Below are 16920 nucleotides of genomic sequence, written 5' to 3' on the forward strand. Positions count from 1 at the left end.
CGGGAGACGCTCAATCTCCCGCATATGATGGGCTTGCCTAACCGCACCCTCGAACCGATCTCGAGAAGCTGGTCTTTTTGTGCCAATGACATCGAAGTTTGATCCCGCACAGGATCTGCTTCAGGCGGCAATTCCTTTGGAATTACGCGGATGCCAACCCCGAAAGGGAGAGGCTGAAGCGACAATCCTTTGGATTGCGCGGGTGGGCATTGGCAATGAGAACGATCAAGTGTCTTAAGGGCAATTGGTGGATGCCTTGGCATGCACAGGCGATGAAGGACGTGATACGCTGCGATAAGCTACGGGGAGGTGCGAATACCCTTTGATCCGTAGATTTCCGAATGGGGAAACCCACCTAAGGTACTTGGAAAATCAGAGCAGCCAGAAGGTCGCAAGGCCGACTTGCTGCTGTGGTTTCCAAGTATCGATAATAGGTAACTTACCCTGAATACATAGGGGTAAAGTGGCGAACGCGGGGAACTGAAACATCTAAGTACCCGTAGGAAAGGACATCAACCGAGACTCCGGAAGTAGTGGCGAGCGAACCCGGACCAGGCCAGTGGCGATTGAGAGACAAGCGGAACCTTCTGGAAAGTAGGGCCATAGTGGGTGACAGCCCCGTACGCGTAATGCAATCAATCGTCCTCGAGTAAGGCGGGACACGTGAAATCCTGTCTGAAATTGGGGGGACCACCCTCCAAGCCTAAGTACTCGTGCATGACCGATAGCGAACTAGTACCGTGAGGGAAAGGTGAAAAGCACCCCGACAAGGGGAGTGAAAGAGTACCTGAAACCGATTGCCTACAAACAGTGGAAGCCCAAGGTTCGTCCTGGGTGACCACGTACCTTTTGTATAATGGGTCAGCGACTTAGTGTGACGAGCAAGCTTAAACCGCTAGGTGTAGGCGCAGCGAAAGCGAGTCTGAATAGGGCGTTCAGTTCGTCGCATTAGACCCGAAACCGAGTGATCTAGCCATGAGCAGGTTGAAGGTAAGGTAACACTTACTGGAGGACCGAACCCATAACTGTTGCAATAGTTCGGGATGACTTGTGGCTAGGGGTGAAAGGCCAATCAAACTCGGAAATAGCTGGTTCTCCGCGAAATCTATTTAGGTAGAGCGTCGACCGAATACCCCAGGGGGTAGAGCACTGGATGGGCTAGGGGTCCTCACCGGATTACCAAACCTAACCAAACTCCGAATACCTGGGAGTACTAGTCGGCAGACACACGGCGGGTGCTAACGTCCGTCGTGAAAAGGGAAACAACCCTGACCTACAGCTAAGGTCCCCAAGTTATGGCTAAGTGGGAAAGGATGTGAGGATCCCAAAACAACCAGGATGTTGGCTTAGAAGCAGCCATCATTTAAAGAAAGCGTAACAGCTCACTGGTCTAAATAAGGGTCTTTGCGCCGAAAATGTAACGGGGCTAAAGCCATACACCGAAGCTTAGGGTTTGGTCCGCAAGGGCCAAGCGGTAGCGGAGCGTTCTGTAAGCTGATGAAGCCATACCCGTGAGGGGTGGTGGAGGTATCAGAAGTGCGAATGCTGACATGAGTAACGTAAGGGGAGTGAGAGACTCCCCCGCCGAAAGACCAAGGGTTCCTGCTTAAAGCTAATCTGAGCAGGGTTAGCCGGCCCCTAAGACGAGGCGGAAACGCGTAGTCGATGGGAACCACGTTAATATTCGTGGGCTTGGAGGTAGTGACGGATCATTGAGGTAGTCCAATCTTATCGGATTGAACGGGCTGCTGCGTGGTTCCAGGAAATAGCTCCTCCTTATAAACCGTACCCGAAACCGACACTGGTGGTCTGGTAGAGTATACCAAGGCGCTTGAGAGAACTATGCTGAAGGAACTCGGCAAATTGCACGCGTAACTTCGGAAGAAGCGTGACCCTTTTCTACGCAAGTAGAGGAGGGTGGCACAGACCAGGGGGTAGCGACTGTTTATCAAAAACACAGGGCTCTGCGAAGTCGCAAGACGACGTATAGGGTCTGACGCCTGCCCGGTGCTGGAAGGTTAAGAGGAGGGGTGCAAGCTCTGAATCGAAGCCCCAGTAAACGGCGGCCGTAACTATAACGGTCCTAAGGTAGCGAAATTCCTTGTCGGGTAAGTTCCGACCTGCACGAATGGCGTAACGACTTCCCCGCTGTCTCCAGCATAGACTCAGTGAAATTGAATTCCCCGTGAAGATGCGGGGTTCCTGCGGTTAGACGGAAAGACCCCGTGCACCTTTACTATAGCTTTACATTGGCATTCGTAGTGGCATGTGTAGGATAGGTGGTAGGCTTTGAAACCTGGGCGCCAGCTCAGGTGGAGCCACCCTTGAAATACCACCCTTATTACTATGGATGTCTAACCGCGGCCCGTTATCCGGGTCCGGGACAATGTATGGTGGGTAGTTTGACTGGGGCGGTCGCCTCCTAAAGAGTAACGGAGGCGCGCGATGGTGGGCTCAGAACGGTCGGAAATCGTTCGCTGAGTGCAATGGCATAAGCCTGCCTGACTGCGAGACTGACAAGTCGAGCAGAGACGAAAGTCGGTCATAGTGATCCGGTGGTCCCGCGTGGAAGGGCCATCGCTCAACGGATAAAAGGTACGCCGGGGATAACAGGCTGATGACCCCCAAGAGTCCATATCGACGGGGTTGTTTGGCACCTCGATGTCGACTCATCGCATCCTGGGGCTGGAGCAGGTCCCAAGGGTATGGCTGTTCGCCATTTAAAGCGGTACGTGAGTTGGGTTCAGAACGTCGTGAGACAGTTCGGTCCCTATCTGCCGTGGGTGTAGGAATATTGAAAGGATCTGTCCCTAGTACGAGAGGACCGGGATGGACGGATCTCTGGTGGACCTGTTGTGGCGCCAGCCGCATAGCAGGGTAGCTATATCCGGACGGGATAACCGCTGAAGGCATCTAAGCGGGAAACCCACCTTAAAACGAGTATTCCCTGAGAACCGTGGAAGACGACCACGTTGATAGGCCGGGTGTGGAAGAGCGGCAACGCTTGAAGCTTACCGGTACTAATAGTTCGATCGGCTTGATCGTTCTCATTCCTTATGCTCATCGCTCCAGAAATGGAGGATGACAGGCACGACAAAGACCAGCGAAAAGCTCCGACAGAGCCCCAGGCCTTACGCCTGATGCTATGTTGCGGCCAATCGCTAGAAACAGCTTCTCGAACAACGTGCGTTTTGCCGACCTGGTGGTTATGGCGGAGCGGCTGCACCCGATCCCATTCCGAACTCGGCCGTGAAACGCTCCAGCGCTGATGGTACTTCGTCTCAAGACGCGGGAGAGTAGGTCGCTGCCAGGTCTGCTAAACGCACGTTGGCTCACATCCAGGATCAATCCTGGATGGAGAGAAATCTTCTCTTTATGAACAAGGCCCGCCAATCGGGAAACCACGGGCCGCGTAAGCGGCCCTTTCAATTGGTGAGCCATCTACCTATTTGTAGGCCATCCTATTCGTAGGCCTCGGCTTACGTCCAATGGTGACGCGGGGTGGAGCAGCCCGGTAGCTCGTCAGGCTCATAACCTGAAGGTCACAGGTTCAAATCCTGTCCCCGCAACCAAATCCAATAGTCAAACGGCCCGCTTTGCGGGCCGTTTGCGTTTGGGGACGGACCATCGCCAGCCAACTGACCATCGCCAGCCAGCTGAACTCCTCGGCCCACAAAGAGGCCTCAGCTGACAAGGCACGACAAAACAAAGCCTCTCAACAAAAATCCAATTCAAAATAGCCCGCAGCCCGCGGGCCGTTTGCGTTTGGAGGGACTGGCTTCTCGGAGCACGCCGGAGCGCGCCATTGTTGATCAATCCTGGAGGCTTTAGGAGCCTTTGTCCTGAAAGCGGTTCCAGGCGTGCATGCGGTTGGCCACCTGCACCGCGATCGGATGGAACGGAACCGGCTTCATATTGGTGACCGGAAGCGACATCTGCTCATCCGTGCGCCGCCCTGCCGCCCAGCGGCCGATTTCCTGGCCAAGCGACATGGAGAGTGCCACGCCACGACCGGAATAGACGCCGCCAAACACAAGGCCGGGGGCGAGACGATAAAGGCGTGGCCTGCGGTCTGGCACCACCGCGAATGTCCCGTGCCAATATTCCACCATCTCCGGTTCGCCGCCAAACGCGGGAAAGGCCTTGCCCAGCATGCGCGAGACCTTGGTGCGGCCGCGATCGGCCTCGCCGAACCAGAACGTATGCGTCCCGCCGCTCACCAGCCGATTGTCGCGGTCATAGTGGAAGTAACGGATGTCGTTGCGCATGTCGGACACGGCCGGATTGCCGATAAGGATCTTGGCACGCATGTCCTCCGGCAGAGGGTTGGTCGCCGCCTGGAACACTTTTAGCGGCACCAGCGTCTTCTTGAGGCCCGGCCAGATGTCGCCGGTCAGCGCGTTGGTCGCCAGCACCACCTCCGGTGCGGTGACGCTTCCCGACGCGGTGAAGACGCGCCAGCCGCCCTCCACCTTCTCGATGCGGGTTGCGCGGGAGTTTTCGTGGATGGTCGCGCCTTCGCGCTCCAGCGCCGCGGCAAGGCCGATGGTCATGGCAAACGGGTTGATATGGCCCGAATTGTGCACCATCCAGCCGCCGAGATAGGGACTGCCGATGCGCGCGGTGGCTTCGTCACGGTCCAGGCTGGAGACATTGGCGCCGAAGGCTTTCCACTCCTCATAGAACTGGCGCGTGCGGGCAAGTGTCGCCTCGGTGTGCGCGGGCTGGATCCAGCCTTCCTGCACCTGATGCGCATCGATGTTGAAGCGCTGCATCAGGCCGAAGGCCACGCCGGCGGCATCGGCGACCATGCGGTTGTAGCGGGTGCCGACGGTCTTTCCGTATGCCGCCTCGAATTCCGAAGGCGATGCCTTGGAATGGTGGGAGATGACAAGGCCGTTGTTGCGGCCGGAAGCCGCCGAACCGATCTCGTTGCCTTCGAGCACAATGACATCGACGCCGCTGTCGCGCGCGCCGAGTGCAGCTGCCATGCCGGTGAAGCCGCCTCCGACGACCAGCACATCCGTCTTCAAATCGCCCTGCAGTGCCGGCGCCGTCTGGCGCAGATCCGCGGTCTTGCGCCACAGATGCGGCGTCTTCCAGTCGACTTCAAACATGAAGAACTTCCACGGTGGCGCCGCCGAGATAGTGCTCGCTCAAGGCGGAATGCTCGGCCATTTCCTGTGCGGGGGCGTGAAGCTTCACCTTGCCGGTGTTCAGCAGATAGGCGTAGTCGCCGCATTCAAGTGCTAGCTGCACATTCTGTTCGACGAGCAGGATGGAAATGCCGTTGCGCGACAGGTCGAGGATGATGCGGAAGATCTGATGAACGATCTTCGGGGCGAGGCCGAGCGATGGCTCGTCGAGCATCAGAAGTTTCGGCTCGGCCATCAGCGCCCGGCCAATGGCAAGCATCTGTTGCTGGCCGCCGGACATGCGGCTCGCCATACCGTTGCGCCGCTCCTTCAGCACCGGAAAGAGATCGAAGGCCTCGGCGCGCAGCGCTTCGAAGCTCTTGCCGCCGCGGCCAACATGGGCGGCGACTAGGTTTTCTTCCACCGTCAGGCGTTGGAATATCTGGCGGCCTTCCGGGCAATGGGTGATGCCCAGGCGCACGACCTGCTCCGGCCGCAGGCCGGTGATGTCGCGCCCTTCGAAGGTGATGCTGCCGGCGGTCGGACGCGCAACGCCGGAGATGGAGTTGAGCAGCGTCGTCTTGCCGGCGCCGTTCGGGCCGAGAACAACGACGATCTCGTGCGGATCGACGTCGACGTTTATGTCTTCAAGAACGCCGACGCGTCCGTATCCCGAGCTGAGCCCGGCGATCCTGAGCAGCGGCTCGGATGTCGTCGATGTCATTGGCGGTTCCCAGATAGGCGAGTTGGACGTCGGTGCTGGCCTGCACCTCGGCGGGTGTTCCCTGAAAAAGCAGCTTTCCGTGATGCATGACAATGATGTTGTCGCAGAGCGCCATCACCAGATCCATGTCGTGCTCGACGATGATCGTGATCCGGTCGGGCGAGCGCTGGGCGGCGAGCTTCGCGGTCAGATCCGCCGTCTCATGATGGTTCAGCCCGGCAGCGGGCTCGTCAAGCAGCAGCAGGCGCGGATTGCAAACCAGCGCGCGGGCGATCTCCAGCATGCGCTGGCGGCCATAGGGCAGGCTGCCGGCTTCCGCGTCGGCATGGCCTTGCAGATCGAAAAAACGCAAGATCTCCATGCATTTTTCGCGTCGGTGGTCGCGGCGGGCCGAGGCATAGGGCGGCCACACGACTTCTTTCCATGTGCCGCCGACGTCGCTCGGATAGAAGCAGACCTCGAGGTTTTCGAGCGCGGTCATCTGGTCGAAGAGACGGATGTTCTGATAGGTGCGGGCGACTCCCGAATTGGCGATCTGATATTTCTTGAGCTTGTCCAGGCGTTTGCCGTCGAGCGCTATCGATCCGGCCGAGACGGTGTAGGAGCCGGCGGTCATGTTGATGAGCGTCGACTTACCGGCGCCGTTGGGCCCGATCACACCGTGGATCAGCCCGGGGGCGAAGGAGGCGGTCACGTCATCGATGGCGACGACCTGGCCATATTCCTTTCGCAGTCTGTCGAAAACCAGGGTCATTTGCCGAACAGTCTCCGGATAAGCTTGTCTGGTCCGAAGCTGCGCGGAACGATGCCGGCCGGGCGTACGATGATCAGGAAGATCATCAACAGGCCGAGGAAAAGAATGCGCCATTCGGCGAATTCGCGCAGCACTTCCGGCAGCAGGATCAGGATTGCCGCACCGGCGACGATGCCGAGAATGTTGCCGATGCCGCCGATCACGATCATCAGCACGATCAGCACCGATTCCTGAAGCGTGAAACTCTCCGGGCTGACGAAGCGCTGGGAGGCCGCGAAGATTGCGCCCGCGATCGAACCGATCGTCGCGGAGGTGGCGAAGGCGGCAAGCTTGGCGTTGGTCGTGTTGATGCCGATGCCGCGCGCGGCATCCTGGTCTTCGCGGATCGCTGCCCAGGCCTTGCCGAGGATGGACCGCTCCAGCCGCCAGGCCACAAGGCCGGCCAGGAGCACGACGACAAGCAGGAGCCAGAAGAAATCGACCGGCCGGGCGATCTGGATGCCGAGGATCGAAGCCTTGTCGAGGCGGGCTATGCCTTTCGGCCCGCCGGTAAGCCAGTCGACATTGTTGATGATGATGCGCACGATCTCGCCGAAGCCGAGTGTGACGATGGCAAGATAGTCGCCGCGCAATCTCAACACCGGGATGCCGAGCAATATGCCGGTGATCGCACCAAGGCTGGCGGCTACCAGCAGAATGACCAGGAAGGGCAGGTGCAGGTCGAGCTGAGGGCTGGCAAGCAGTGCGTAGCTGTAGGCGCCGACCGCATAGAAGGCGACGAAGCCGAGATCGAGCAGGCCAGTATAGCCAATCACGATGTTCAGGCCGATGCCGAGCAAGATGTAGATCAGCAGGCTGTCGATGACACGGATATAGTAATTGGGCAGGAAGGGCGTCGCCGCGATCAGCGCGATTGCTACGGCAAAGACAAGGAACGCGACGGCCCGGCTTGAACGCGGCCTGGCAGCCGCGAGGCTCTCGGCGACGGACATCAGAACTCCCTCTTGTACACGATGCTTTCCTCGGACACGGCCTCGCCCAATATGCCGGCGGGGCGAACGAGAAGCACGAGTATGAGGATCGCGAAGGTGAGCACATCGCGATATTCGGTGCCCAGCACGCCATGGGTGATGACGGGCAGCAGCGCGGTTCCGCCGACTTCGACGAAGGCGAGGATGAAGGCGCCAAGCATGGCGCCGGGAATGGAACCGATGCCGCCGAGGATCGCCGCGGTGAAGGCCTTCAGGCCAATGACGGCGCCCATCGTCGGCGACATGATGCCGTAATAGCTGGCATAGAGGATGCCGCCGGCCGCGCCGAGCAGCGGGCCGACAAAGAACACCATCGAGATCGCGCCGTTGACGTTGATGCCCAGAAGCTGTGCGGTGGGGCGGCTTTCCGAAACGGCACGCACGATGATGCCGATACGGCTGCGGTTGACGAGGAAATGCAGGCCGAGCATCAACACGAAGGCGGCGACGAGGATGCCGATCTGCATCGAGGTGATGGTGCCACCCAGCACTTCATAGCGGACGACGGGAAAGAAGCTCGGAAAGGCGACCGGCTGCGGGCCGGCAAGAATCTGCATGCCGGTGACCAGCGAAAGCGAAACGCCAAGCGAGGACAGCATTGGCGCAAGCCGGGTAGAATTTCGCAACGGCTTGTAGGCAATGCGTTCAATGCCGACGCCGATGAAGCCCACCAGGAAGACAGCGACGACAAAGGCCACGGTAAGCGCAATCGCGCCCGCCATGCCGACATCGCCGACCAGCATGGAGAGGATCAGAAAGGCGACATAGGCACCGAGCATGAACATCTCGCCATGAGCGAAATTGATCATGCGCAGCACGCCATAGACCATCGTGTAGCCGAGCGCGATCAGCGCGTAGATCGAGCCGATGGTCAACGCGTTGACCGTCTGTTGAATGAGGTTTCCCAGCATGGGCCGGTGTCCTGTGCAATGGGTTCCCGATCGACGGTCCGTCGCACTCTTGTCAGGCGCGGCCGTCGACAGGCAAGAGGAGCCGCCTTTAAAAAGGCAGGCGGCTCCGGCGCCCGGCTGCTATTTCGAGCCGACAAGCTGGAACTTCGATCCCTCGACCTTGTAGAGGTACGATGGGGCGACTTTAAGTTCGCCCGTTTCGTCGAATTCCAGTTCACCCACGGCGGTCTTGACCTTGACCGCGTGCAGCGCCGTGTTTATGTCCTCGCGCGTCAGGCCCTTGGTCGTCTTCAGCACTTGTTCGAGGATCTGGCCTTGAACATAGCCATAGATCGAGTAAGGGCCGGCTTCTTCGCCGTACTTGGCCTTGTAGAGTTTGGCGAACTCGGCGATCTCCGGCGAGGCATCCATCGGCGGCACCTGGATGGCGACGAGCGTGCCCTGGACGTTGGGCTCGCCGGCCTGTTTGATCAGGTCCGGCGTATAGCCGCCGTCGGGTACGATCAGGGTGGCGGTGATGCCTTGCTCATGCATCTGTTTTGCAAAGAGCGCCAGCTGCGGCATGACGGCACCGAGATAGATGACGTCGGGCTTCTTCGGCTTGATCTGCGCCAGCACGGCGGCGAAGTCCACATCGCTTGGCGCGACCGAAATCGTGTCGATGACCTTGCCGCCGCCATTCTCGAAGTTCTTGGCGAAGATTTCGGAGATTCCCTGGCCGAAAACCTGCTTGTCGTTGACGACCAGCGCCGTCTTGGCGCCAAGCTTGCCGAGCGCGTATTCAGCCGGCAGCAGCGCGCCCGCCAGATCGTTCGCGACCGGGCGCACCATAAGCTTGTAGCCCTGCTTGGTCAGCGATGGGTTGGAGCCGAAGGTCATCGTCGGCAGCGAGCAATCCTCATAGATCGGCAAGGTGGACTGGGCGACGCCGGAATTGAAGTTGACGAGGCCGAGGACGACCTGGTCATTGTCGCAGAACTTCTGCGCCACGAGCGTTCCCTCGCGCGGATCTGCCTTGTCGTCTTCCTGTTCATAGGCGACGGTCACACCATTGACCCCGCCATCGGCGTTCAGCTTGTCGACATAGAGCTTGAAGCCATTATGCCATGTGGTGCCGAAATAGGCCTGCGGGCCGGAGAGCGGAGCGGATAGACCAATCGTGATCTGCTCGGCCATGGCCGGGCCCGCGAATAGCGATGCTCCGAGAAGGAGTGTGGCGATAAATTTTCTCATGATGGTTCCCCTTGGCTACTGGTCACAGCAGGAGCGGCCGTTCCGGTCTTCTCTCCCCTTGGAACCCATCGAAGCAGACAAAGAGACTGTCGTCAAGAAAGTGTCGACACTATTGCGTTCAATTTCGTGCTCAGATATCGATTATGCGTCGCGTGCCCTTCGCCGGCGCTTCAGATCAGCGCCGTTGCCGGGCGCGAACACCTTGAGCAGGGCGTCCTTGAGCGCCTGTTGCGTGGCGGAGACGGTCATTTCGATATGTTCGCGCAGCAGTTTCATGCCGTTTTCGGCATCCCGCCTGACGGCGGCATCGACGATGGCCGAATGGGAGGTGATCTGCGCCTTGTCATGCGAGGGATGTTCGATCTGGATGCGGCGGATGAAGCGGATGCGCGCATTGATGGAGCTGAGCTGGCCGACAAGTTCCGGATTTCCCGACAGTTCGGCAATGAGCAGATGGAAGCCTTCGTCCTCGGCCAGGATGACATCCGGCGGCTGGTCCGGGTAGGCGTCGACGATCGCTTCCCAGTAGCTCCGCAGCCGGTCGATTTCACTGTCGTCGGCGCGTTCGCACATCAGCTTGAAAGCAGCGCATTCGATGATCGAGCGGAACTCGTAGAGGTCGAGCAGGCCCTCGGTGCTGAGGCTTCTGACGAAAAAGCCGCGATTGGGCGTGAGCGAAACGAAACCCTCGGAGGCGAGCCGGTTCAGCGCCTCGCGGATCGGTGTGCGCGAAACGCCGAGGCTGCGCGAAAGCTGGACCTCATTGATGCGTTCCCCGGGCTTCAGCTTGAACTCCACCAGAAGCTTGCGGATGGTGTTGTAGGCGCGTTCGCTGCTGTCGGCAGCGCGGCGCGTTTCGGCCTCGGCGGCAAGGGACGGATCGCTATCGGCGCTGGTCTCGGCTCGTTCGGTCACGACGATTCTCATCTGATTTGTATGCAGGTTGTGTCTACACTTTGTAGAGCGCCTTTCTTTCCCAACTTCGTCTGAATGGCAAGCAGCAGGTTCAAATCCGGGGGACAACAATGATTGTAGGCATTCTTGGTGTCGGGCATCTGGCGGCGTCCATGCTGGCTGGTTTCCTGCGTTCCGGGCTCGATCCCGCAGCAATCGTGCTGTCGCCGCGCGGCAAGGCCGCTGCACTTTGCGCCCGGCATGGTTTTCGGTTGGCAACCGACAATCGCGATCTCGTCGAACGGTCCGATGTCGTCATTGTCGCCGTACGGCCGGCGCATGCGCCGGACGCGGTCGCTGGTTTGCCGTGGCGCAAGGACCAAGTGGTGGTTTCGGTTTGCGCCGGTGTACCGCTGTCGCGGTTCGCTGTCGCGCCTGCGCGCGCTGTGCGCGCCATGCCGTTCACGGCTTCCGAAATCTGTGCCAGTCCGACGATCTATTTCCCCGACATTGAGCAGGCGCAGGCGGTTCTCGACCGGCTCGGCCCCTCGATTGCGCTCGCCAGCGAAACGGACTTCGAGGTGGCGACGGTCAATGCCGCCGTCTATGGCTGGGTGCAGGATCTGATCCGCAAAACGGCGGAATGGTCGAGCACGCAAGGTCTCGATCCGGCAACTGGCCGCAGGCTGACGGCGCTGACATTCGTGGCCGCCGGGCGGCTGATTGAGGAGAAGGACCAGCCGATGGACCAAATGCTCGAGGAGCTGGTGACACCGGGCGGCATCACCGAGCGGGGCCTGCAGGTGCTTTCGGCGCGTGGTGTGCCTGCGGCCTGGGAGGAGGCTTGCACGGCCGTGCTCGACAAATTGATGGGACCAGACTGAGGCGCGGCGTCGCTGGCGCCACGCAGTCGCTCAGCGTTGCGGCCCGGGCGGATAGGTATGACCGCCGGGTGCCTGTTCGCTTGGCGCAACGATCAATTCGGCGATGTCGACATGGTCCGGCATCCGCAGCGCGGCAACAAGCACGGCGGCAATATCGGCCGGGCCGAGCGGCCGCTGTTGCGTGTACATGCGCTTGCGCAAGCCCTCGCGGTCGCCGTCGAACGCCTTCAAGTAGAAATCCGTTTCCACGCGGCCGGGGGCGATCTCGGTCAGCCGCACGCCGGTGCCCGCGAGATCGAAGCGCAGGATGCGGCCGGCCTGGGAAAGGCCGGCCTTGGCCGCACCGTAGGTCGTCGTGCCGGGAAAGACGCCGCTGGCCGCCGTGCTGGTCAGGTTGAAGATGTGGCCACGCTTGCGCGCGATCATGCCCGGCAGCAACAGGCGGATGAGCTGCAATGGCGCGGTGAGATTCAGCGCCACCACCTCGGCTGTTTCCTCCGCGCTCTGCTCATGCAGCGCGCGCACGGTCGCCAGACCGCCGGCGTTGTTGATCAGCACATCGATTTCCGCCCCACCGAGCGCAGCGGCGATCGCTTCATGATCGCGCACGTCGGCGACAAGCGGTTTTACATGTGGCCCGAGCTGTGCCTGCAGGACCTGCAGCGCGTCGCGGTTGCGCGCCAGTGCATGGACGGTCAATCCTTCCGCGATCAGGCTCTCGACGATCGCTGCGCCGATGCCTTTCGAGGCGCCGGTGACGAGGGCGGTGCGATAGGTCATGGCCATTCTCCTGAACCGTGATGATCAGAGCAATTCCAGGAAAAGTGTGAAACGGTTTTCCGTCCGGAATTGCGTCAAAACAAAGAGTTAGAGCGCGCCGTGTGCGGCCACCGTTTTCAAAATGCCGACGAGGCCAGCTTCGCGCGCGGCTTTCAGGTCTTCCTGGCTGCGCCCGCCCACCGCCGCATTTGTCGAAACCGTGATCGCGCGGATGGTCTCGTTGTCGAGCTTTGCGTCGAGCAGCGTGTCCCAGATCGCCTGATAGGTCGGGCCATATTTGCGCAGGAAGTCCTCGATGCCATCGGCATTGAGGCTGTTGGAAATGAACGAACCTTGCAGCGTCCATTTCGCGCCCGGCCCATACATGAAGGCACGATCCACGTCCTCGACCGAGGCGACGCCGTCGCGCACCAGCGCGATCGCCTCGCGCCACATGGCGCCCATCAGGCGCAAGGCGATGTGACCGGTCACTTCACGGTTGAGCGTCACCGGCTTCTTGCCGATGGCATCATAGATGGCGTGTGCCCGGGCGATCGCCTGCGGATCGGACGCCTTGCCGCCGACGATCTCGACCAGCGGCATCAGATGCGCCGGATTGAAGGGATGACCGAGCACGACGCGGCCGGGCTGGCGGCACTCGCCCTGCATGTCGGACACCAGCAGGGCCGAGGAGGATGAAGCGATCACGACCTCGTCGCCGATATGGTCTTCGATTTCGGCCAGCAGCCGGCGCTTGAGGGCCAGGTCTTCCGGACCGTTCTCCTGCACGAAATCGACGCCTTGGAGCGTCTCGGCGAGCGTCGGAAAAAGATGGATCGCGCCGGGCGCGTGCGAGGATCCTTTCAACGCATCGAGGTCGGCCATGAGTGCAGGCAGCACCTCATTGAAAGACGCTTCGCGCCGCTCTGTCGGATCGAACACGCGCACCGCGTGGCCGGCATGGGCAAAGCAAGCCGTCCAGCGCTGCCCGATCACGCCGAAACCGACAATGCCGATGGTCAGTTTTTGCATCACCCGGCCTTCCTTCCGTCAAGCGCTGCGCGGAAGGCCTCGTTGAGGTCATTCCACGGGATGAGGAGATCGAGCCAGGCGCCGATCCGTCCGGTAACCAGGATTGCCTCGTCGATCAGGGCGTCGAAAGGATATCGATCGTCCATCGCCGCCTTGAGGCGGAAAAGCAGGGCCGGCGTTTCCTCCATGTGGCAGAAGTCGCGCAGCCGGGTCGCGGTCTTGTCGAGTGCGATTGCTGCCGCCTGGCGCAGCACCAATTCGTCCTTCCTGCCGCGCTCGGCGCGGACCCACCACAGGAATTCGTGCAGCACCCGCGCTTCCGACTCCGCGGTGAAGACGGGACCTGCCGGGTGCATGATGGCGCGTGACGCGGTGACCCGGCTGATGTCGGCGGGACAGGACGCCCACAGCGCCTTGCGCGCGGCGATGATATCCTGCGGCAATGGCGACGGCGGCGATGGCTCGGACACGCTGCCATCCGACCGGCCTAGCGTGCCTTCCAGAATGCGGCGGCCCTGGTCCCGCTTCAGTGTCGCGGCAAGCTCGGCAATGCCTTCCACCGGCGCGTCGAGATGGCCGAGAACGGTGATCTCGGCATTTTCCGCCTGGAGCGGCGCGAAGGTGATTTCGAGGAACTGCCGCACCGGCCAGTAGATGAAGGCGCCGGCGGTCGCGGAAAGCACATGCGTAGCACCCTCGATATCCTCGACGATGGGAGCATGCCAATAGATATGGCTGCCAGCGATTTTGGGCGTGTGAAGCTGCAGACGCATGGGCAGGGCCAAAAGCAGCGCACGGCGCGTGCGCTCGGCATCGCCGGTCAGGCGCAGCGGCCAGCTGCGCCCTTCAGCCGAGAAGATCAGGTCCATCTTACTTTCCGGGATTGAAGAAGGAGACGGGTTTGAGGATCTGGTTGCGCATGTCGAGAAGATAGTCGGTCTCGATCACCTTGCGCCGATACGCCTGCCATTCGGGATCGGCCTCCATGCGGTCGCGCCGGTCCTCCCGGTCGGCCAGGCTTTCATATTTCCACAGATGCACGGTGCGCGACAGGTCGCCGATGTGCGTCTGGAAAAAGCCGAAGGGCTCGCCCAGATAATGCTGCTGCATCGGCAGGCCGACGTCTTCATAGAGTTTCAGGAAATGCGACAGCTTGTTCGGGCGGGCGGTATAGGTGCGATGGTCGAAAATCATATCGAGCACTCCTTCTGGCGTTCTGTATCCGGTGCCTTCGGCGCCGGCGTGATGGTCTTGTCGGCTCAGCCGGCGCTTCGCACCGTCTCGGTGATCAGCCGGGCTGTGAGCGCCGGTGCTTCAATCTGCGGTACATGGCCGACGCCATCGAGAAGATGAACAGCAGTGAAGCCTGGCGCGCGGACTGCATGAGCGACCGGGATGACGCGGTCGAGCCTGCCCCAGATGAACCGCGTCGGTACGGCGAGCTCGGCAAGCGCGCCCGCGAGATCGAAACCCTGCGTGCCGTCCGGGAACAGGCTTTCGGCCATCGCAGCGAGCGCGTCGCGATTGCCGATCTTTTCCATCTGCCTGAGCGCGGCCTGCGCATAGCCGACCGGCAAGGCCGATGGGTCGCCGACCATCACCGTCAGCCACCGCTCCAGGGCCTGCACCGTGGTCGCGCGGGCGAGACCGGCAATGAAGCCGGCATTGATCTCGGGGCCAAGCCCGCCAGGGGCAAGGAGCGTGACAGAGCGCACCGTAAGACGGCCAAGTCGGGCGAGCGCGAGAGCCGCCGCACCGCCGAGGGAATGGCCAACGAGATGGGCATTGCCGACGCCCATATCCTCCAGCCGGTCGGAGAGGAGGAAGGCGATCTCCTCGATGCTGCTTGCGGGTCTTGCCGCTTCCGCACCATGGCCGGGCAGGTCGAGGCTGATCGTCTCGATCCCCGGCCCGAGCAAGGGCACGACCTGCCGCCACACCGAGCGATCCGCCCCGAAGCCGTGGATGAGGACTACCGGCACCGTCTGCCGGGCCAGCGTCGGCGCGGCAACAGGCGATGCCTGGGCTGCAGCCGGCGTTCGCAGGACCGCGCCGTCATGTTCGTTCGAGCGGGCGGCCAGGATGGAATCGATGTCGCGCTTCTTGATGCGCCCATGCGGGCCGCTTCCCGAAATGGCGGCAAGGTCGAGCCCAGCCGCGGCGGCAAGCCGCCGGGCCAGCGGGCTTGCGACTGCACGGCTGCCGGGCGGCCGGATGGAGGAAGGCGCTTCGCTGGCCACAGGCTCGCGCGGATTGGATTCCACAGCTGTCGCCGTGGTCGGCGCTGTCGAAGCGGATTGGCCAGCGATCGGCTTCCCGCCAACTATCGGTTTCTCATCCGCGATCGTGCCGAGCACCGCGCCCACCGGCGCTTCCTGTCCCTCGGCGAAGAAGATTTCCGCCAGCCAGCCGTCGCGGTCGGCTTCGATTTCGGTTGCGGCCTTGGCCGTCTCGACGGTGACGAGAAGATCGCCGGCCTTGACCGCATCTCCTGATTTCACCGCCCAGCCGATCACCAGCACGGTTTCCATATATTCGCCGCCGGCGCTGTCGATGCTGATCGGATGGGTCGCCATCGCCGCCTCCGTCACTTCAGCGTCTTCAGCGCGGCCGTGCGGATCTTCTCGGCACTTGGCAGCATCGCCGTTTCCAGCGGTTCGGAATAGGGGATCGGCATATCCGGCAGCGTGACGCGCGCGACAGGCGCGTCCAATTCGTCGAAGGCGTGGTCCATGATCGTTGCCGAGAGCTCGGCGGCGTAGCCGCAGAAGCGCCAGCCCTCGTTGACCACCACGGCATGGTGCGTTTTCGCGATCGAGGCGACGATGGCGTTGACATCGAGCGGGCGCAGCGACCGGAGGTCGACGATTTCGGCTGAAACACCGTCTGCTGCGAGAAGGTCGGCGGCTTTCAGGGCCTCGACCACCATCTTGGAGGTGGCGAATATCGAGATATCGCTGCCCTCGCGCAGGGTTGCCGCCTTGCCGAGAGGCACGATCACATCGCCTTCCGGCACCTCGCCGCGGGTGTTGTAGAGCAGCTTGTGCTCAAGGAAGACGACCGGCTGGTCGTCGCGGATCGCGGCCTTCAGCATGCCCTTGGCATCGGCCGGCGTCGAAGGCGCGACGACCTTGATGCCGGGTATGTGGGCAAGCATGGAATCGAGCGACTTGGAGTGCTGTGCGCCCGCACCGGCGCCGCCGCCGCCCTGCGTGCGCAGCACGAACGGCATCTTCACCTGGCCGTTCCAGATATAGTTGTAGATCGAGGCCTGGTTGACCAGCGCATCGAGCGTCAGCGGCACGAAATCCGCATACATGATTTCAAGCACCGGACGGGTACCGGTCATGGCGGCGGTCACCGCCATGGCGGTCAGCGCCTGTTCGGAGATCGGCGTGTCGCGCACCCGCGTTTCGCCGAATTCCTCCATCAGCCCTTTCGTCACCTTGAAGACGCCGCCATAGCGGCCGATGTCCTCGCCGAAAACGAACACGGAAGGGTCGGCCTGCATCTCTTCGCGCAGTGCTGCATTGAGCGCTTCGGCGTACCGCATCATGGCCATG

14 protein-coding genes, 1 tRNA gene and 2 rRNA genes are annotated in these 16920 nt (G+C 61.4%); 4 read left to right on the forward strand and 13 right to left on the reverse strand.

All coding sequences use genetic code 11. The features are described 5' to 3' along the window. Positions 1-223: 223 nt before the first annotated feature. The 3 genes from C8D77_RS00330 (at position 224) to C8D77_RS00340 (ending at position 3572) form a co-directional block, all read left to right on the forward strand. Positions 224-3045: ribosomal RNA gene (locus tag C8D77_RS00330) — 23S ribosomal RNA — on the forward strand. A gap of 153 nt (positions 3046-3198) precedes the next feature. Beyond that, positions 3199-3313 (forward strand): 5S ribosomal RNA (gene rrf, locus C8D77_RS00335). A gap of 182 nt (positions 3314-3495) precedes the next feature. Next, positions 3496-3572: transfer RNA gene (locus C8D77_RS00340), tRNA-Met, on the forward strand. A gap of 255 nt (positions 3573-3827) precedes the next feature. On the opposite strand, the gene C8D77_RS00345 is transcribed toward C8D77_RS00340, so the two are convergent. From C8D77_RS00345 to C8D77_RS00375, 7 genes are all read right to left on the reverse strand, one after another. Continuing rightward, entirely contained in the window at positions 3828-5117 is a 1290-nt protein-coding gene (locus tag C8D77_RS00345; protein WP_109658633.1) for an NAD(P)/FAD-dependent oxidoreductase, read from the reverse strand. Then, on the reverse strand, positions 5110-5859 hold the full coding sequence (locus C8D77_RS00350) for an ABC transporter ATP-binding protein (protein ID WP_109658634.1): 750 nt from the start codon (positions 5857-5859) through the stop codon (positions 5110-5112). The genes C8D77_RS00345 and C8D77_RS00350 overlap by 8 nt, the downstream gene beginning before the upstream one ends. Then, positions 5783-6613, reverse strand: coding sequence for an ABC transporter ATP-binding protein (locus C8D77_RS00355; protein WP_109658635.1), 831 nt, complete (start codon positions 6611-6613; stop codon positions 5783-5785). Before C8D77_RS00355 ends, C8D77_RS00350 begins: the two co-directional genes overlap by 77 nt. Next, positions 6610-7605 carry a branched-chain amino acid ABC transporter permease gene (locus tag C8D77_RS00360; RefSeq protein WP_109658636.1) on the reverse strand — a complete coding sequence of 332 codons (996 nt, stop codon included), beginning with the start codon at positions 7603-7605 and terminating at the stop codon, positions 6610-6612. Before C8D77_RS00360 ends, C8D77_RS00355 begins: the two co-directional genes overlap by 4 nt. Then, positions 7605-8555, reverse strand: coding sequence for a branched-chain amino acid ABC transporter permease (locus C8D77_RS00365; protein WP_245951589.1), 951 nt, complete (start codon positions 8553-8555; stop codon positions 7605-7607). Before C8D77_RS00365 ends, C8D77_RS00360 begins: the two co-directional genes overlap by 1 nt. A gap of 120 nt (positions 8556-8675) precedes the next feature. Further along, positions 8676-9788, reverse strand: a complete 1113-nt coding sequence (locus C8D77_RS00370) for a branched-chain amino acid ABC transporter substrate-binding protein (protein ID WP_109658637.1) — start codon at positions 9786-9788, stop codon at positions 8676-8678. A 141-nt stretch (positions 9789-9929) separates the two neighbouring features. Beyond that, complete coding sequence (locus C8D77_RS00375) at positions 9930-10703, reverse strand: GntR family transcriptional regulator (protein WP_164548788.1); 774 nt, start codon at positions 10701-10703, stop codon at positions 9930-9932. 110 nt (positions 10704-10813) lie between these two features. Between C8D77_RS00375 and C8D77_RS00380 the strand changes: the two genes are divergently transcribed. Continuing rightward, positions 10814-11566: a pyrroline-5-carboxylate reductase family protein gene (locus C8D77_RS00380; protein ID WP_109658639.1), complete on the forward strand. Its 753-nt coding sequence runs from the start codon at positions 10814-10816 to the stop codon at positions 11564-11566. Between the two features lie 30 nt (positions 11567-11596). On the opposite strand, the gene C8D77_RS00385 is transcribed toward C8D77_RS00380, so the two are convergent. From C8D77_RS00385 to C8D77_RS00410, 6 genes are all read right to left on the reverse strand, one after another. Further along, entirely contained in the window at positions 11597-12346 is a 750-nt protein-coding gene (locus tag C8D77_RS00385) for an SDR family oxidoreductase (protein ID WP_170136638.1), read from the reverse strand. An 87-nt stretch (positions 12347-12433) separates the two neighbouring features. Continuing rightward, positions 12434-13357 carry a 3-hydroxyacyl-CoA dehydrogenase NAD-binding domain-containing protein gene (locus tag C8D77_RS00390; protein ID WP_109658641.1) on the reverse strand — a complete coding sequence of 308 codons (924 nt, stop codon included), beginning with the start codon at positions 13355-13357 and terminating at the stop codon, positions 12434-12436. Further along, positions 13357-14226 (reverse strand): hypothetical protein, encoded by an 870-nt coding sequence (locus C8D77_RS00395; RefSeq protein ID WP_109658642.1) that lies wholly within the window; start codon positions 14224-14226, stop codon positions 13357-13359. The genes C8D77_RS00390 and C8D77_RS00395 overlap by 1 nt, the downstream gene beginning before the upstream one ends. Position 14227: 1 nt before the next feature. Continuing rightward, positions 14228-14551, reverse strand: coding sequence for an NIPSNAP family protein (locus C8D77_RS00400; RefSeq protein ID WP_109658643.1), 324 nt, complete (start codon positions 14549-14551; stop codon positions 14228-14230). A gap of 65 nt (positions 14552-14616) precedes the next feature. Further along, positions 14617-15933 carry an acetoin dehydrogenase dihydrolipoyllysine-residue acetyltransferase subunit gene (locus tag C8D77_RS00405; protein ID WP_146211738.1) on the reverse strand — a complete coding sequence of 439 codons (1317 nt, stop codon included), beginning with the start codon at positions 15931-15933 and terminating at the stop codon, positions 14617-14619. An 11-nt stretch (positions 15934-15944) separates the two neighbouring features. Beyond that, a complete protein-coding gene (locus C8D77_RS00410; protein WP_109658645.1) occupies positions 15945-16919 on the reverse strand; it encodes an alpha-ketoacid dehydrogenase subunit beta in 975 nt (324 codons plus the stop codon). Position 16920 lies beyond the last annotated feature (1 nt).

This window comes from Mesorhizobium loti, assembly GCF_003148495.1.
Classification (GTDB): Bacteria; Pseudomonadota; Alphaproteobacteria; order Rhizobiales; family Rhizobiaceae; genus Mesorhizobium; species Mesorhizobium loti.